This is a genomic window from Xanthobacter pollutisoli, from assembly GCF_040044995.1.
GTDB lineage: Bacteria > Pseudomonadota > Alphaproteobacteria > Rhizobiales > Xanthobacteraceae > Xanthobacter.
In genome coordinates this window covers 46,034-61,865 of sequence record NZ_JBDZDP010000012.1, presented here as the reverse complement: position 1 = coordinate 61,865, position 15,832 = coordinate 46,034, and the positions used below count along the sequence as shown (strand labels likewise).

The following is a 15,832-nucleotide window of genomic DNA, read 5'->3' as shown; positions in this document are numbered from 1 at the left end:
CCCTACGAAAGGGGTGTATGCCGCTGAGACCACGAGAGGCCCTAGAAAGGGATGCCGGCTGATGAAATTCGAGAGGGTGCGTGCGACTTGTGTAGCTCTTGGCTTTCTCGGGCTATCCGCCTGCGATTTGCTTTTTCCATGGGAAGACGCGGTTCTACCGAAAGTGCTCGGACATCCAAAACTCATTAAATCTGATTCTTTTGATGGATTTAGAGAGGGATGCCGATATGCGATATTCAAGCTATCGCCAGAGACAATTCAGAAAATTAGATCCAATGGAGTGGAATTTCTATCCTCAGACCGCGACGCATCACATGGCCATCCGCGCAATCCTTATAGCCCATGGATGAAGACGCCGATTGTCGGCGGAAGGCAGCAAGATAGAAATTACATTTATGCATACGGCGCCGATGGCGGCTGCAATGATCGTACCGTTCCCAGCATCGACGTCGAAAGAATAAGTCAGAAGCCTGGATATTTCTATCAGTTGACGGCGAACCGTGAAGGGATGATATTTGTATCTCCCAGTCATGGAGTTGTCGTTTATATATATTTCGGATAGACAATATCTATTATTTGTACGGCAACTGTGAAGGATGACGCTCGGAATAGCTCGTTCCTCTCATACCAACTCAATTCGCCTGTCAATCCACACTCTCAGGCGATCCGAGGGCCTTCGCCGATACCCCTCATCTCGCGCCCCTGAAATGGTAATTAGGTATAGATTTCGGTCGAATTTCTACGCCTAACAGAGCTGAATCCGGGTGTTTTTGCAATTGCAAGCGGAAAATCGCTGCGAACGCTGAAATCTGCTCATAATGGGAGCATTAGTGACTGGCAGTAGGGTCCCCTTTCGATGGAGCATCGCAGGTATGGCAAACGGCGCTCTATTATGTTCCTAGCCTGCATCGGCGTTATGCATGTTGTTGTGTTGTATACGGTAGGATATGTCGTAATACCGTATCGTAACTGTCACCTCTCGGTAATCTGGAGGACCAAGTGCGAAAAGCGTTTATCGTGAGCCCAAATACGGACGCTCGCCATTATCTTGATCCGGAGTTCGGAGGAGGCAGACACGACTACAGGCGAGACGCCGCAATCGGAGATCGTTTTGTTAAGGGCGCCACTCTGGATGGCTATTTTGGCTTGCATTACGAGGCGCCAATAGATTTCGTTAGAGCGGCGCCGACTGAGATGATAATAAGTTCCCATCGTCAGCTCGAATTCGATTTTGGGTTCGGATTGATCGGCGGCTTTGGCCTTACATCTCGTTCGTTCAAGAACCTGTATCGAAAGCTAGAATCGACAGGTAATCAGTTTATTGATATAGAATATACAATTGACAAAAGAGGAAAAGAATTTGATAAGAAATACTGCTTGATGAACGTCACTCGTGTTCTTAATGCGGTGGATATAGATCGTTCTAATGTCGAGCTTCGCGAAACTCAGATGCCTATGGGTGGAATCATGAAGTCGATGCGGGTCAATCGTCCTTTTCATGTCGTATTGCGGCGAGATATTGTGGGTTCATTTCATCTGTGGCATGGATCGATCGAGGATTTATATAAGGTATTCGTATCGGAAGAGCTCAAGGAGCTAATTGAACAAAATGGTCTTAAGAAACTTGATTATACCGAAGTTGATGTGATCTGATCTGCTATTTGAAGCTGTATCGATGCGAGCCGTAGTCGAGCGACGTTTGGCAGAACCTCACACCGCCCCTTTGTCGCTCCAGTCCATCTCTTTCTGGTGCCTCAAGAGAAGGATGGTCACTCCATCGTCGCTGAAGTGGTAGCGAGCGACATAGCCGCTGTCCCCAAACGGGATGAGCCAGTCCCGAAACTGCTCGGGTAGACCGTCGATCGTCCGGCCCATGTGAGGATGTGTGCCGAGTGCACGAACGCCGCCTACGATGGCTTCGCCGGCTCTTTTCGCGGCGGCAGGATTCTTCGGGCTCAGAAACGCCCTTAGCCGCTCAAGGTCGCGGATCGCAGCCGGGGAAAACCTCACTTGCGGCATTGAGGTGCCGGCAGCTCGCTTTCAGTGCCCCAACTCGACAACCACTTCTCGACGTCCTCGGCCGTGGCATGCACGCCCGTTGCCTGGAACTCATCCCATGCCTTGACGGTGTCCTGGCGCAGGGCCTCGCGCCTTTCCTCGCGCTCCACGTACTGCGCGATCGCTTCCCGCATGATCCAATGGGAGGAGCGTCGGCGAATTTCGGCAAGGCGCTGGATGCGCCCTTTTAGCTCGTCGTCGAGCTTGATGGATGTTGCCGTTGCCATGCGTCGGCTCCACAGTGAATTGGTAATACCTCTTGCTACTGTAGCCACTCATTCCCCATTGTCCACCGGAGAAGCCATTGGAGGCTCCCGACGAGGCTCCACCACCCGCTTCCTTGTTTTCTTGGAGGGGAGTGTCTTGGAGGGACCCATTTTTCCTAAGTGAAAGGTCGGGGCGGCCGACGCCCACCGCTGCCCTCTTCAGTACATGGCCGGCCATGTATGGGCTTCGGCAGGCCTCTGGGGCGACATATCTTGAAGCTCGGGGAGCCCCGAGAGCGCATCGGGGTAACAAGCCTCGGGTAACGGCCTGTCCTGCGCCGATGTGCGGGTATCCGCGATGGCGAGTCGGATGCCTGTTTCGGTGCTGCCCTATCCAATCGAGCCGACCTCGGGCCTAGCGGGCGATTTTTGTTACCCGGGCGTTACCCGGTTCAGAGGCCTGCCCTGCAGCACTCCGGCTAAGTCATTGATTTAATGGCGCGCCGGGGAAGATTCGAACTCCCGACCCCCAGATTCGTAGTTCAGAAATAGCACTTTTCTACGGTATCCCCCGGCCCTTCTAAGTTTTCTTGCATCCTTATAATATGTTGATTATCATCACAAAATCGTATTCGCGCGCGTTGTAGGGAATTTGCACCGCCAAACTGTTCGATCCGCCAAAACCGTTTCAAAAACCGTTTCAGAAAATAGGGACTACGCCATGGCCGAACTACGCTTCCAGATCAACGACAAGGCCATCGAGCGCCTCCCTCCCCCCGAGAATGGACGCTACATTGTCCGAGACATCGAGCTGAAGGGGTTCTTTCTCGTCGTCGGTGCCCGCAAGAAGACCTTCACCATCCAGGGCGATCTGAGGGAGGAGGGAAAGCGCGCGGCGACCATTCGTGTCGCAATCGGCGACACTTCGGAAATGTCAACGCGCGCCGCGCGGGCGGTGGCGAAGGAATATCTGGCGCAGATCAGCCGGGGGCAGCATCCCAAGGGCGAGGAGCGGATTGCCAAGGCGACGACGGCCGCCGCGCTCGCAGCCCCGGAGGTTCCCAAGATCGTCGGCATCACACTTCGAGCGGCGTGGGAGCGTTACAAGATCTCCATGGCTCGCAAGAATCGAAGCGAGCGCACCATCGAGAGCTATCGCGATCACATTGAGCGCATCTTTGCAGAATGGCTGGACACGCCGCTGATCGAGCTCGGCAATGACCCGGCGAAGGTGGCCGCGAAGCATGATGCGATCACCAAGGAGAACGGCCCCTACATTGCCAATGGCAGCATGCGGACGCTTCGGGCCGTATACAACCACGCCCGCAAGACCAACCGGGAGCTGCCCGCCGACAATCCCGTCGGAAGTATCGACTGGAACGGAGAGAAGCGCCGCGATACCGGGATGGGTCTCGCGGACTTGAAGGGCTGGTTTTTCGAATTGGCCGTGATCGACAACCCCATTCGGCGAGAATTTCACCTATTCACTTTGCTTTCGGGATGCCGACCTGCGGCACTGAAGGAGGCCAAGGTTTCGCACATTGATCTGCGCCGACGGGTGCTGCACGTCCCCAAGCCCAAGGGAGGCGCCGACCGCGCCTTCGATATCCCGCTCTCGCGTCAAATGGTCATATGCCTTATGCGGGCAATGCGCTTCGGTCGTCTGATGCATCCGTTCGAGGCGCAGGAGTGGATCTTCCCCGCCGAGAGCGCCGATGGGCATCTTGCCGAGCAGAAGGAAGACCGAGAAACGCTGTCGAAATGGGGCAACGACCTGCGTCAGACCTTCCGTACGATTGCCACCCCCGCAGGCGTCTCCGAATTGGATGCTCGGATGCTGATGAACCACTCCATTCCTGGGGTGAATGCCGGCTACATCACCCGGCACAAGCTCCTGGAAGACCACCTGCGCGCCCAGCAGCAGGCCGTGAGCTCAACGATCTTCAACGCGCTCGGGGAGGCGGTCACTAAGCACGAGAAACTCGTTGTCTGGCTCGGTCTGGGAGCCACGCGGCGTGCAATCCGCCACGCGGAGGACTCATTTAAAAGGCGTGAGGTAATGGCGAGTTAGCGACAATTTCAGTTGTCGCATGGAAAAGCGACAAATCCCCTAGAACGTGGCCCCATAATTTGCGGTCGGGTTGGCGGCGTGATTCAAGCTCCCCATTGAGGGAGGGATGGATGCGCCGGCACGAGCTAACGGATGGGGCGTGGGCGATCATCGCCCCGCTGCTGCCGAACAAGGTGCGCGGGGTGGCGCGTGTCGATGACCGCCGGGTGATTGAGGTGGTCCCGCATTGGCGGACAGTTTGGGGGCTTCGCTAAGCTTGGTTCTGGTGTGTGTCACGCCGCCATGTTGATGCCGTCGCAGGCCATGTGGACCTCCTCCGGCGTTCTGCCGCCGAGAACCGAGTGGGGCCTCGTGCGATTGTAGTAGGTGATCCATCGGCCGATCCCGGCCCGCGTCTCGGAACCGGTCTCGAAGGCGTTGAGGTAGATGCACTCGTATTTCAGCGACCGCCAGAGGCGCTCGATGAACACGTTGTCCATCCACCGGCCGCGGCCATCCATGGAAAGCCGTACGCCGGCGTCCAGCAGCACCTGGGTGAACCGCGGGCTGGTGAACTGGCTGCCTTGGACGCCCTTCTGTTTGTCAAGCGGCGATGCGGGTGGCGTTGATCTCCCTCTGGCGCTGCATGATGAGGGTAAAGACCTCTCGCGCCAGGTAGCGCTTCAGGGAGCGGATCGCGTCGAGCTTGGAATGGCCTCCGGCGATGCGGCGTGCAACGAAGTCCTTGGTTCTCTGGTCGGTGCGCAGCCTGCCGATGGCGATGATGTGGAGAGCGCTGTTGGCGCTGCGATCGCCGCCACGGTTCAGGCGATGCCGGATCGTTTTGCCGGACGAAGCGGGGACGGGGCTGACGCCACACAGGGCAGCGAAGCTGGCTTCGGAACGCATGCGTTCGGGATTGCCGCCCGCAGTCAACAATAGTTGTGCGGCCCCGACATGGCCGATCGAGTTGCGTTCGATCAGGTTGGGTGCAAGCTCCTCGACGATCGCGGCGATCATCGCATCGAGATCGGCGATTTCGTCGTGCAATTCGAGGTAACGCCGGGCAAGGGATTTCAAGCTGATCCTGTAGGCCGCCTCGACGTCTCGATAGGCAGTGAGGTCCGGCCGCCACGCTGCCAGCATGCGAACCAGCTGCATTCGGGTCAAGGTTCGCAATTGGTCACGCAGTCCGTCGGGCGCGGCCACGATTGTGTTGTGGATCATCTGCAGGGCGATGCGCCGCGCCGTCACCGCCGTCTTGCGGCAGGCCACCAGCACGCGCAACGCCTCGATCATCCCATCGCGGCTGCGCGGTGTGACGGTGCGCTGGCCAGCGAACGCGGCATGAGCGGCGCTCTGTGCGTCGAGGTCGTCGCTTTTGCCTCGCTTTCGGCGATCCTGCCGATCAGGTGTCGTCACCTCCAGGACGGTCACGCCCGCCTGTTGCAGGAAGCGCAGGAGGCCGGCGCCGTAGCTGCCGGTCGATTCGACGCCGACACGCTGGACACTCCCAAACGAGCGCATCCATGCCAACATCTGCCGATAGCCCTGCCGGGTGGTCGCGAACGAGCGCGTCCCCAGCACGCGATCATGAACGTCGACGACGGCTGCGACGTGCAAATCCTTGTGGGTGTCGACGCCTCCGATGACAATGCGGGCGTCTGCTTCTTCCTTCCCGTCCATGTTTGCCCTCCTGGTTCGACCGAACGGCTTCACCAGACCAGCTGCATGGACAGGACAGTCACGTGACCCAATGGTCAGGCCCTTCTCGGGTCACAGGCAACGGCGAGGTGAACCCTCACCGCAAGGCGTTCCCGGGCGGCCGACAGGTCCGGGGAAAGACACGTCGGTCGATCGGAGTGCGGGTCAGGCCGCACCGGGCGCCTCACGGCGCCAGCTTAACCGGAGGGTCGATCGGTGTTCGAGTCAGGCCGCCCGGGAACTGGCCTCAATCCATTGACTGTCGGTGTTGAAGATGCCCGGCCGCCCGAACCGGGACAAGGCCTCCTCCAGTGCCTCGATGCAGAAGTCGGCCTCCATGGTGTTGGACAGCCGCCAGGACAGAACCCTGCGGCTGTGCCAGTCCATGATGGCGACCAGGTACAGGAACCCGCGCCGCATCGGGATGTAGGTGATGTCGGCGCACCAGACCTGGTCAGGCTCGTCGATCGCCATGTTCCGCAGGAGATAGGGGAAGACGCGGTGCTGCGGATGCCGCACTGTGGTCTTCGGCCGCTGGTAGATGGCGGCCAGCCCCATGCGGGCCATGAGGCGCCGCACGCGCTTGCGTCCGACCTCATGTCCCTGCCGGCGCAGATGACGAACCATCTGCCGCGAGCCGTACCAGGGCGTCTCGAGGAACTGGCCGTCGATCGCCCGCATGACGGCAAAGGTCTCGAGGCTTTCGGTCCGCGGGCCGCGGTAGAACGCTGACCGGCTGATGCCGACCAGAGCGCATTGGCGCTTGATCGGCAGTTGAGGGTGATCCGGTTCGATCATCTCGCGTCTCGCCCCCACGCTCAGCGCCCGGAGGCCCGACGCAAAAAATCCCGTTCCACCACCAATTGGCCGATCTTGGCATGGAGCTGGTCGATCTCGCTCTCGCGGACGGCATCGGCAGCTTCCGCCTTGCCGGAAAAAACCGTGGCCATTCCCTCGACGGCCTGCTTCTTCCAGGCGTTGATCATAGTCTGGTGGACGCCGTGCTTGGCGGCCAGATGCGCTACCGTCTGCTCCCCGCGGAGCGCCTCAAGGGCCACCTTCGCCTTGAACTCCGCTGAATATCGCTTCCTCTTCCCGGTCATCGGGCTCGTCCTTCCGTCAGGCCGAACCAAGCTTAGCTCCCTGTTCGGGTTTCGGGGACCACCTCACTGTCTACTCGGAGACGAGTTCCTGTCGCTCCTGCTCAGCCTTCCGCGGGTTGATCGACGGGCTTCTCAGCCTTGCGGCGTAGCCGAGGATTTGGATCAGAACAATGAGGGCGCAGGCTGAAATGAAGACGGCGCTGATGGGCCGCTCCACGAAGACGGCCAAGTCGCCGTGGGACATCAGCATGGCGCGGCGGAAGTTCTCCTCAACCATCGGCCCCAACACAAAGCCGAGCACGACGGGCGCCACCGGGAACGACAGGCTGAGCGCCACCGCCCCGATGATGCCGAACGCGGCCACCTGGCCCACGTCGAACAGGCTGTTCTTGGTGCTGTAGACGCCGATGCAGATGAAAAAGACCGCCGCAGGATAGAGGTAGCGGTACGGCACCTGAAGCATCTTCACCCACACACCGATCATCGGCACGTTCAGGATCACCAAGAGCACGTTGCCGATCCAGAAGCTGGCGATCAGGCCCCAGAAGATGTCCGGGTGATCGGTGATAAGCTGCGGCCCCGGCTGTACCCCCTTGATGATCAGCGCGCCGAGGATGAGCGCCATCACCGCGTCGCCGGGGATGCCCAGCGACATGGTGGGGATGAAGTCCACCTGGGTCTTGGAATGAGACGCCGCTTCCGGGGCCGCGACCCCCTCCAGCGCTCCCTTGCCGAAGCGCGAGGGATCACGCGCGATCTTGCGCTCCAGGGCATAGGCGACGAAGGTGGTAATGGTCGGCCCAGTGCCGGGCATCGCACCGAACAGCGTGCCGACGGCGGTGCCGCGCACCATGGGCCAAAAGGCCTGCCGCATCTCGGCGAGGGTGGGGCGCATGTCCTTCACCCGCACTCTGGCGTCGGACGACTTCACCTCGGTGCGGTTCACGCTCACCAGGAAATCGGCGATGCCGAACAGGCCCATGCACAGCGCGCCGAGCTCGATGCCGTCGGCGAGTTCTATGAAGCCGAAGTTGAAGCGCTGGGTGCCGGAGATCACGTCGGTGCCCACCATGCCACACAAGAGGCCGAGCACCGTCATGGCGACGCCCTTCAGCGGCGAGCTGCGCGACATGGTGGCCCCCGCGAGGAGCCCCAGCAGCATGATGGCGCAGATCTCGGTGGGGCCGAACTTGAAGGCCACCTCCACGAGCAGCGGGGACAGGAAGATCATCACCACGATGCCCACCGAGGCGGCGAAGAACGAGGCCATCATGGTGATGCCGAGCGCCATCGCTCCCTTGCCCTGGCGGGTGAGGGGGTAGCCGTCGATACAGGTCACGGCGTGGGGCGGGTGGCTCGGCAGGTTGAGCAGGATGGCGCCGATGGCGCCGCCATACTGGGAGCCGTAGAAGATGCCCGCCAGCATCAGGATTGCCGGCACGGGCGGGATCACATAGGTCAGCGGAAGCAGCATGGAGATGGTGGTCAGCGCGCCCATGCCGGGCAGCACGCCGATCAGATTGCCGATCAGCACGCCGACGACGGACCACATAAGATTGTTCGGCTCCAGCGCGACGCTGAAGCCGTATGCGAGGTCGAGAAGGGCCTGGTGCATGTGGTGTCCCACCGAAGTCTGGGCTGGGCGCTCTGAAACAGCGCGTTCGGGGCGGCTCAGCCCCAGCGGAACAGCGGAAACGGAACGCCCAGGCCGTAATGGAAGACGAGGACGGCGAAGGCGGTGAGAGCCGCCGCCAGCGCGGCCGAGCGCGCGATGCTGGCGGACCGGTCGCCCAAGGCGGAGATGAACACCGAGGCGAAGCTTGCCGGCACCAGCCCGCCATATTCGCCGAGCACGACAAAAGCCGCGACGCCACCCAGAACGCAGGCCCAGCCGCGCAGCTCAGTGGCAATACCGATGCCGTTCCGGACCGCCTCTACCGGCGCCGTCATCGCCGGCGGGCGGGCCGTCAGCGCGATGGTAATGCCAATGACGATGAGCAGAACACCGAGCACTACCGGCATAAAGCCGGCGCCCATCTGATTCAGCGTGCCCACGTGGTAGCCACCCCCCAGATAGGCTGCCCCTGCCCCCGTCGCCACCAGAAGGCCTGCCCCCGCAAAATCCTTGCCGCGCGATTGCGATGCGCTATGCATTGTCTCCTCCCTCCTCATATTCTTGTTTCAACGCTTTGAACTTGGGCCCATATACTTCGCCCCCTGATCGATCGTCGCCGCCATTCTGCCCGCGTATCCGCAGGAGGATTGCAGAGCCGGCACGCACCTGGAAATTGAAGGCAAATGCGTCCTGCTCCATCCGGGAGATGGCGTGATCGCCTGCAAGGCTCTGCCGACCGGAAAGCCCCAATCGCAATGTGAATTGCGTCGTCGTAGCTCTAATCGCCGGCGAATACTGGGGGACGACGCTCTCGAAAGGCCGCCACGGCCTCCTTGTGATCCTGCGTGGCGAAGAGCAGGCCCATGTGCGAGGAAACCTGGTCGAGATGGGAGCGCAGATCCATCGTCGCGCCCTGGTAAGCGGCGCGCTTCATAAACCGAATGGCGAGCGGCGGGCCTGCCGCGATGCGGCTTGCCATCTCCAGCGTGGTGGACATGAGCAGGTCGTCCTCGACGACGGCGTTGACGAGGCCGATGCGTTCCGCCTCGTCCGATTCGACAAAGCGCCCGGTCCACAGCAGCTCCAGCGCCCGCGGCATGCCGATGAGCCTAGGCAGATACCAGGCTCCGCCGTCGCCTGCCATGATGCCGATGCGCACATAGGTCTCGGCGAACCGGGCGCTGCGCGCCGCGAGGCGAATGTCGCCCATCAGAGCCATGTCCATGCCGGCACCCGTGGCGGCGCCATTCACAGCGACCAGGACTGGCTTGTCCACCTCAAGCAGGGCCAGGGGCACGCGGTAGACGCGAGATTGTAGTCCCACCTTGCGGGCAAGCGGACCATCGTCCTTACGATCGTCCATCGTGCCCACGTCGCCGCCCGCGCAGAATGCGCGTCCAGCACCCGTCACCACGATCGCGCGGACATCGTCACGCCGCTGCGATTCCAGCAGGGCATCGGCCCATGCGTGCAACATCTCGGTGGTGAAGGTGTTGAGCTTTTCGGGGCGGTTCAGCGTAATGACCGCTACCTTGTCCTGCACCTCATAAAGCAATTCAGTCATCCCGCTCTCCTAACGCCCAGCGCGTCCACAATGGTGACCCCCTGACCGCGCGGGTGTAAGAACACCGGATTGACATCCAGCTCCTGGATCTCGCCCCGTGTATCCACCGCGATCCGTCCGAGTGCGACCAGCAGACGGGCCAGCGCATCGAGATCGCAAGCATCCCGACCGCGGGCTCCATCGAGGATCGGCAGACCCTTCAGCTGCGCGATCATGCGGCTCGCGGTCGCCTCGGAGACCGGAGCCGGGGCTATCGCGACATCGTCAAGAATCTCTGCGTAAATGCCGCCCATTCCGACCATGACCATCGGGCCGAAATCGCGATCCTGCAGCGTGCCCGCGATCATCTCCACGCCGCGCTCCGCCATGGGCTGGACTAGGACGCCCCTGACATCTGCATCGGGAGCGTAGCTCTGCGCCGCCGAGATGAGCGAGGTGAATGCCTCTTCCACAGCGGCGACGCTCTCCAGCCCAAGCCTTACGCCATCGGCCTCAGTCTTGTGGGGAATGTCGGGAGACTGGATTTTGAGCACAACGGGGAAGCCGAGCTGCCCCGCAACGCTGGCGGCTTCAGAGGGGCTGCGTGCGAGGTGCTGCGGAGGCACCTCCACGCCATAAGCACCCAGCAGAGCCTTGGCCTCGTATTCGCAGAGCGTCGCGCCACCGGTCTCAAGCAGGTCGTCGAGAAGCTCTGGCTTCGATGCCGCTGCGGGTTCGGCGAAGCGCATGGGAATGTCCCGACGCATCAGTTCATAGCGACGCAGTGCGCTGAGACCCCGGATGCAGCCGGTGATCGTCGTGTAGCATTGCAGTCCGAGTTCCTGCAGGCGATTCAGCGCCCCATCGGACGGCAGCGAATAGCTATAGAATAGCACCGGCTTGCCTAGGGCTTTCGCAGCCCGCGCGATGTCCTCCCCCTCGCTATTGAGACGTGTCTCGTGGGCGAAGGATGCGGCGATGATGAACGCGTCGATGTAATCCGCGTCGCCGAGTACCTTGAGGCTTTGAGCATATCCGTCCGCCCCCTGCGCCGTGATGTCCACCGGGTTGTCGGTAGAGCCGTACGAGGGGATGAAGATTCGCAGCAACTGCTGTCGCTCGGGGTCGATTGGCGGCACGACAAAGCCATGCGCCTCACAGGCGTCAGAAAGCCAGACTCCACTGCCGCCTGAAGTGGAGATGATGGCGACCCGGTTGCCCCGCATTGTCGGCTGATGGGCGAGCGCCGTCGCCAGATCCAGCATGTCCTCCTGGTCGTCAGCCCGAAGCACGCCGTAGTGGTCGAGCACGGCGTCGCTGACGCGGACCGAGCCGGCAATGGCTCCAGTGTGCGACTGCGCGGCCCGCTGTCCGGCCGATGAGCGCCCGACTTTGGCCATCACAATCGGCTTGCCCATGCGCGCCGCCCGTTCCGCCGATCGCAGGAAAGCCTGCGGATCGCGCAGACTTTCCACATACATGAGAACGCATTTTACCTGCGGTTGATCGAGCAGATAGTTGAGGAAGTCGACGCACTCCAGATCGACCTGGTTGCCGACGCTGACAATATGGCTGAACGCCAGATTTCGCCGGCGCCCCCTGCTATAGAGCGAGAAGCCGAGACCTCCGCTCTGCGATACCATCCCCAGACAGTTTTGCACATCCGAAGGAGGTAGGGCGTCGATGTTGATGCCGGGGCTAAATGTGGCCGCGACCTGAGTCGGCACCGTATAGAAGCCCTCGGCATTCGGACCGCTGACGCGAATGCCGGTCGATGCACAGATTTCGGCGATTTGCTGCTGCAAACGCCGCCCATCTTCGCCCGTCTCGGAAAAGCCGGAACTGAAAACGACAGCCCCAGGTATGCCGCGCGTCGCGCAATCCGACAGGACCTCGGGCACCTGGGGCGCCGGGACCGCGACCAGGGCGAGATCCACCGGATCCGGCAGCGCGTCGATGGAGGCATAGGCCGGCAGACCGCCCACGCTGGGGCGCGACGGATTGACGGGATAAAGGCCCCCGGAAAACCCATGGCGCTGCAACATCCGCAAGATCTTGCCACCGATTTTCTCTGGGCTGTCCGAGGCACCCACCACCGCAATACCGGACGGATTGAAAAAGCGATCGAGCATGTGTGGTCTCAGTTCGTCTGAAGGTCGCGATAGTGCTCGGGCGCTACGATCATGGCCCAAAGGCCATCCCCACCGACACGGGCGACCTGGTCACCGATCCAGCAGGCCCATTCCGCATCGGATCCATACTCGTCGCGCCAGGCCATCAGCCGGCGGGTATGAAAGCGCAATGGATGCTCGTAGGTGAAGCCCATCGCGCCGTGCACCTGATGGGCCCCGGCGATGACCGCGCCCGCGGCCTCGCTTGCGCGCAACTTGGCAACGGCAGCCTCAAACGCGCCGCCTCGGCCGACAAGCGCCGCAGCCTCGACGGCCGCTTTCGCCGCCGCGGCCTGCGAGGCCATCTCCACCACCTGGTGCTGTACAGCCTGGAACTGCCCTATGGCCCGCCCGAACTGAACGCGCTCGCGGGTATAGCGAACGGTCATATCGAGAACGCTCTGCATGGCGCCCGCCATTTGCGCGCTCCGGACAAGCGCAGCCTCCCGATAGAGGGACGCGGCATCCATCCCTGTCCCGGGATCGCTGACGGCATCGTCCGGGACCGCCCAGGCATCGAACACGAAGGTGTCTCGCGGCTCCCGTGCACAATTTGCATCGGTGTGTGACACGCCGGCACCGCGCACGGCGACCGTACGATGTCCACCGTCGCTTTCGGCCACCGCGACAATGCACTCCGCGTCACGCCCCCACGGCACGCGCATCAGTGTACCGGATAGGCGCCATGCACCCGGCGCTCCGCAGAGACGTAAATCGGAGACAAGCCCCGCGATGGTGCAGGGCCCCTTTCCGGTTGCTGCGTCCATGTTCGCCGCAGCAAGGGCCCTGTGGGCCAGGAGGTTCTCCACGAGGGGCAGAGGAACGGCATGGGCGCCAGCGACCTCGGCTATCGTCGCCAAAGCGCTGAGATCAAGCTCATCCTCGTCATCGCCGGGGTAAATGGCCGTAAGACCGAGCTCTGCCGACTGCTCCCACAACGCATGAGGCCAGATGCCATCCTCAGCCTGGAGCCGGAGCGGTTCTGTGCAGGTGTCAGCAAACAGGCGCGCCGCTGACTCGCCTATCATTTTTGTCAGGTCGCTCATCGCATTCCCAAGCTTTTGGCAATGATTCCACGCAGGATTTCGCGGGTGCCTCCGCGAATGGTGAAGGACGGTGCATGCAGGGCCAAATGGTCGAGGGACTTGGCCAGCTCCGGGACTGCTCCAGGCCCGTAGCGTTCGCTTTCCGGCACCACCATACGAACGACTTCAGGGATCTCTCGCTCGAAGGTCGTCCCGAGGTCCTTCACCAGCGCCGCTTCGGTATTGGGCAGGTAGCCGGCCTCCACCATTCCCGCGATTGAACCCGCCATTTGACGAAGGGTGTACAAATGGGCCGCCAGGCGGCCAACACCCTGGCGCGCGGCGGCGGCTCCCTCCCCGCAGCGCGCCGTATGGTCGGCCAGCAGGCGCAGGAGGAAATAGGAGCTAAGCCAGCGGTCCGGGCCGCTGCGTTCGTAGACAAGTTCGCTGGTGACCTGCTTCCAGCCGTTGCCGACTTCACCGACGAGCATGTCGTCCGGAATGAACACGTCGTCGAACACGACTTCGTTGAAATCGGCTTCACCCGCAAGGTTTCGGATCGGTCGTACCGATATTCCTGGCGTCGACAGATCGACGAGAAACTGACTCACGCCCTCGCGGCGAGATTCACCCCCCTCACCGGTGCGTGCAAACAGGATCATCATGTGGACGCGATGGGCGTTGCTGGTCCAAAGCTTGGCGCCGTTGACCCGCCAGCCCCCGTCTACCTGTCGCGCCCGTGTTCGGATAGACGCCAGATCAGAGCCGGAATCCGCCTCGCTCATCCCAATGCAGAAGAAGCATTCGCCTGCCGCGATCCTCGGCAGATAGCGCTGGCGCTGTCCCTCGGTGCCAAATTTCAGCAGCAGCGGTCCACTCTGCCGATCTGCAACCCAGTGGGCGCGCACCGGCGCACTCGCCGCGAGCAACTCTTCGGTCACGACCAGCCGCTCGATTGCGCTGCGTTCATGCCCGCCATAGCGCTTCGGCCAGGTCATCCCGATCCAGCCCTGACGAGCGACCGCCCGGGTAAAGGCCGGATCGTAGCCTGCCCAGCCCTCAGCACCGGCACGGTAGGCCCCGCCTGCCTCTTGCTCAGCCAGGAAGGCTCTCACCTTGCTACGCAATTCAGTGAGTTCGTGCCGCGGCGGGAGAGGCTCGAACCGAATTGAATGACCCACCAACGCTGCAGCTCCTTGTTCGCATGAGCGGTCGGAATCGGATGCCCGATCATGCGTTATTTTTTTCATATGTAAATTTTTTTTTCTCATTCTTGAATTTTATTGACTCGATATCGAGCCCGCCGCAAGAATGCCGGCCACATGCTGCAGTCGAACGCCGGCATGAATTCAGTGCGGCTTCAGCCGCCAGGGAGGGCCGCCATGTTGAGAAGCGCAATTCAAGCGCTTGCCGTTCTTGCTATTTTTTCGCCCGTGAGCGCGCCGGCCGCGGACGAGTATCCACAACGTCCCATTCGCATGCTTGTCGGCTTCGCCGCGGGCGGGCCGACGGACCAAGCTGCGCGGATCGTGGCCGAAGCCATGAGCCGTTCGCTTGGGCAGCCTGTCGTTGTTGAGAACCGCCCTGGGGCCAATAGCATGATCGCTGCGCGTGCCCTCGTTTCCAGCAAGCCGGACGGCTACACCGTGTTGCTGGCATCGAACGGCGTGCTGACGGTCGCGGGAGCACGCTACAAGGAAATGCCCTTCGACGTGCGGCGGGACTTCACGCCGGTTGGATCAGTCGCCGGCTACTCACATGTACTCGTGACCGCCCCCGATAAGGCGCCGGCAAGCCTTGTGGAATTAATCTCGCGCGCGAAGAGTAGCAACAAACCGCTCACGATTGCTTCCGTCGGCCACGTCGATGAACTTACGATCGCGCTGTTCCACAAGCTGACTGGAGTTCCGCTCGATATCATCCCCTATAAGGGCCAGTCTGCCGTACTCAGCGACCTAATGACGGGTCGCGTCGATGTCGCGTTTCTGGCTCCGACCGTTGCTAAACCTCAGATCGCCGCCGGTAAGCTGGCTCCCATTGCAGTAACAGGGAGGCAGCGCGTCACCGGTCTTCCCGATGTGCCCCCTATCCAGGAGGCAGGCGTGCCTGGCTTCGAAATGGAGATCTGGAACGCCCTTATGGTGCCCACCGGAACTCCCGCTCCGGTCGCCGATACCCTGGCCAAAAGCCTGCATGCCGCGCTTGAGGAGCAGAGTGTTCGTGACAAGCTGGAGTTCAGCGGGCTGGTCGCTCTGCCTGACACACCATCGGCACTTGCGGCAAAGATCGACACTGAGGGTCAGAAATGGAAAAGGCTGGCGGAAGAGGAGAACCTTCCTCTCGTCGATTTCTGACAG

At 61.5% G+C, this 15,832-nt stretch carries 13 protein-coding genes and 3 pseudogenes; 5 read left to right on the top strand and 11 right to left on the bottom strand.

Going from position 1 to position 15,832, the window contains the following annotated elements; all coding sequences use genetic code 11:
* Positions 1-61: 61 nt before the first annotated feature.
* Complete coding sequence (locus ABLE93_RS19495) at positions 62-562, top strand: hypothetical protein (protein WP_348841502.1); 501 nt, start codon at positions 62-64, stop codon at positions 560-562.
* Positions 563-1,017: 455 nt separating this feature from the next.
* Positions 1,018-1,653: an imm11 family protein gene (locus ABLE93_RS19490; RefSeq protein ID WP_348841501.1), complete on the top strand. Its 636-nt coding sequence runs from the start codon at positions 1,018-1,020 to the stop codon at positions 1,651-1,653.
* 57 nt (positions 1,654-1,710) lie between these two features.
* Here the strand turns inward: ABLE93_RS19490 and ABLE93_RS19485 are convergent, their stop codons facing one another.
* Positions 1,711-2,019, bottom strand: a complete 309-nt coding sequence (locus ABLE93_RS19485) for a type II toxin-antitoxin system RelE/ParE family toxin (RefSeq protein ID WP_348841500.1) — start codon at positions 2,017-2,019, stop codon at positions 1,711-1,713.
* Entirely contained in the window at positions 2,007-2,285 is a 279-nt protein-coding gene (locus ABLE93_RS19480; protein WP_348841499.1) for a CopG family ribbon-helix-helix protein, read from the bottom strand. The genes ABLE93_RS19485 and ABLE93_RS19480 overlap by 13 nt, the downstream gene beginning before the upstream one ends.
* Positions 2,286-2,985: 700 nt before the next feature.
* Here ABLE93_RS19480 and ABLE93_RS19475 point away from each other — a divergent pair.
* Both ABLE93_RS19475 and ABLE93_RS19470 read left to right on the top strand, forming a co-directional pair.
* Positions 2,986-4,335, top strand: coding sequence for an integrase arm-type DNA-binding domain-containing protein (locus ABLE93_RS19475; RefSeq protein WP_348841498.1), 1,350 nt, complete (start codon positions 2,986-2,988; stop codon positions 4,333-4,335).
* Between the two features lie 110 nt (positions 4,336-4,445).
* Positions 4,446-4,547, top strand: a pseudogene (locus ABLE93_RS19470) (IS5/IS1182 family transposase); the annotation flags it as partial.
* Positions 4,548-4,607: 60 nt separating this feature from the next.
* Here the strand turns inward: ABLE93_RS19470 and ABLE93_RS19465 are convergent.
* The 9 genes and pseudogenes from ABLE93_RS19465 to ABLE93_RS19425 all read right to left on the bottom strand — a co-directional run.
* A pseudogene (locus ABLE93_RS19465) lies at positions 4,608-4,901 on the bottom strand (integrase core domain-containing protein); the annotation flags it as partial.
* Between the two features lie 16 nt (positions 4,902-4,917).
* Positions 4,918-6,000 carry an IS110 family RNA-guided transposase gene (locus ABLE93_RS19460; RefSeq protein ID WP_348841497.1) on the bottom strand — a complete coding sequence of 361 codons (1,083 nt, stop codon included), beginning with the start codon at positions 5,998-6,000 and terminating at the stop codon, positions 4,918-4,920.
* 279 nt (positions 6,001-6,279) lie between these two features.
* Positions 6,280-7,121 (bottom strand): annotated as a pseudogene (locus ABLE93_RS19455) (IS3 family transposase); the annotation flags it as partial.
* 70 nt (positions 7,122-7,191) lie between these two features.
* Positions 7,192-8,736 carry a tripartite tricarboxylate transporter permease gene (locus ABLE93_RS19450; RefSeq protein ID WP_348841496.1) on the bottom strand — a complete coding sequence of 515 codons (1,545 nt, stop codon included), beginning with the start codon at positions 8,734-8,736 and terminating at the stop codon, positions 7,192-7,194.
* Positions 8,737-8,792: 56 nt separating this feature from the next.
* Positions 8,793-9,275 (bottom strand): tripartite tricarboxylate transporter TctB family protein, encoded by a 483-nt coding sequence (locus tag ABLE93_RS19445; protein ID WP_348841495.1) that lies wholly within the window; start codon positions 9,273-9,275, stop codon positions 8,793-8,795.
* Between the two features lie 239 nt (positions 9,276-9,514).
* Complete coding sequence (locus ABLE93_RS19440) at positions 9,515-10,300, bottom strand: enoyl-CoA hydratase/isomerase family protein (protein WP_348841494.1); 786 nt, start codon at positions 10,298-10,300, stop codon at positions 9,515-9,517.
* Positions 10,297-12,411: an acetate--CoA ligase family protein gene (locus ABLE93_RS19435; protein WP_348841493.1), complete on the bottom strand. Its 2,115-nt coding sequence runs from the start codon at positions 12,409-12,411 to the stop codon at positions 10,297-10,299. Before ABLE93_RS19435 ends, ABLE93_RS19440 begins: the two co-directional genes overlap by 4 nt.
* An 8-nt stretch (positions 12,412-12,419) precedes the next feature.
* Positions 12,420-13,496 carry an acyl-CoA dehydrogenase family protein gene (locus tag ABLE93_RS19430; RefSeq protein ID WP_348841492.1) on the bottom strand — a complete coding sequence of 359 codons (1,077 nt, stop codon included), beginning with the start codon at positions 13,494-13,496 and terminating at the stop codon, positions 12,420-12,422.
* Positions 13,493-14,746, bottom strand: a complete 1,254-nt coding sequence (locus ABLE93_RS19425) for an acyl-CoA dehydrogenase family protein (protein ID WP_348841491.1) — start codon at positions 14,744-14,746, stop codon at positions 13,493-13,495. The genes ABLE93_RS19430 and ABLE93_RS19425 overlap by 4 nt, the downstream gene beginning before the upstream one ends.
* Before the next feature lie 51 nt (positions 14,747-14,797).
* Between ABLE93_RS19425 and ABLE93_RS19420 the strand changes: the two genes are divergently transcribed.
* Complete coding sequence (locus tag ABLE93_RS19420; RefSeq protein WP_348841490.1) at positions 14,798-15,829, top strand: Bug family tripartite tricarboxylate transporter substrate binding protein; 1,032 nt, start codon at positions 14,798-14,800, stop codon at positions 15,827-15,829.
* Positions 15,830-15,832: the final 3 nt, after the last annotated feature.

Bases quoted from the DNA above. Each gene is read 5' to 3' on its own strand.
- ABLE93_RS19495 (WP_348841502.1), top strand. From the start codon at position 62: ATGAAATTCGAGAGGGTGCGTGCGACTTGTGTAGCTCTTGGCTTTCTC.
- ABLE93_RS19485 (WP_348841500.1), bottom strand. From the start codon at position 2,019: ATGCCGCAAGTGAGGTTTTCCCCGGCTGCGATCCGCGACCTTGAGCGG.
- ABLE93_RS19480 (WP_348841499.1), bottom strand. From the start codon at position 2,285: ATGGCAACGGCAACATCCATCAAGCTCGACGACGAGCTAAAAGGGCGC.
- ABLE93_RS19475 (WP_348841498.1), top strand. From the start codon at position 2,986: ATGGCCGAACTACGCTTCCAGATCAACGACAAGGCCATCGAGCGCCTC.
- ABLE93_RS19460 (WP_348841497.1), bottom strand. From the start codon at position 6,000: ATGGACGGGAAGGAAGAAGCAGACGCCCGCATTGTCATCGGAGGCGTC.
- ABLE93_RS19450 (WP_348841496.1), bottom strand. From the start codon at position 8,736: ATGCACCAGGCCCTTCTCGACCTCGCATACGGCTTCAGCGTCGCGCTG.
- ABLE93_RS19445 (WP_348841495.1), bottom strand. From the start codon at position 9,275: ATGCATAGCGCATCGCAATCGCGCGGCAAGGATTTTGCGGGGGCAGGC.
- ABLE93_RS19440 (WP_348841494.1), bottom strand. From the start codon at position 10,300: ATGACTGAATTGCTTTATGAGGTGCAGGACAAGGTAGCGGTCATTACG.
- ABLE93_RS19435 (WP_348841493.1), bottom strand. From the start codon at position 12,411: ATGCTCGATCGCTTTTTCAATCCGTCCGGTATTGCGGTGGTGGGTGCC.
- ABLE93_RS19430 (WP_348841492.1), bottom strand. From the start codon at position 13,496: ATGAGCGACCTGACAAAAATGATAGGCGAGTCAGCGGCGCGCCTGTTT.
- ABLE93_RS19425 (WP_348841491.1), bottom strand. From the start codon at position 14,746: ATGAGAAAAAAAAATTTACATATGAAAAAAATAACGCATGATCGGGCA.
- ABLE93_RS19420 (WP_348841490.1), top strand. From the start codon at position 14,798: ATGCTGCAGTCGAACGCCGGCATGAATTCAGTGCGGCTTCAGCCGCCA.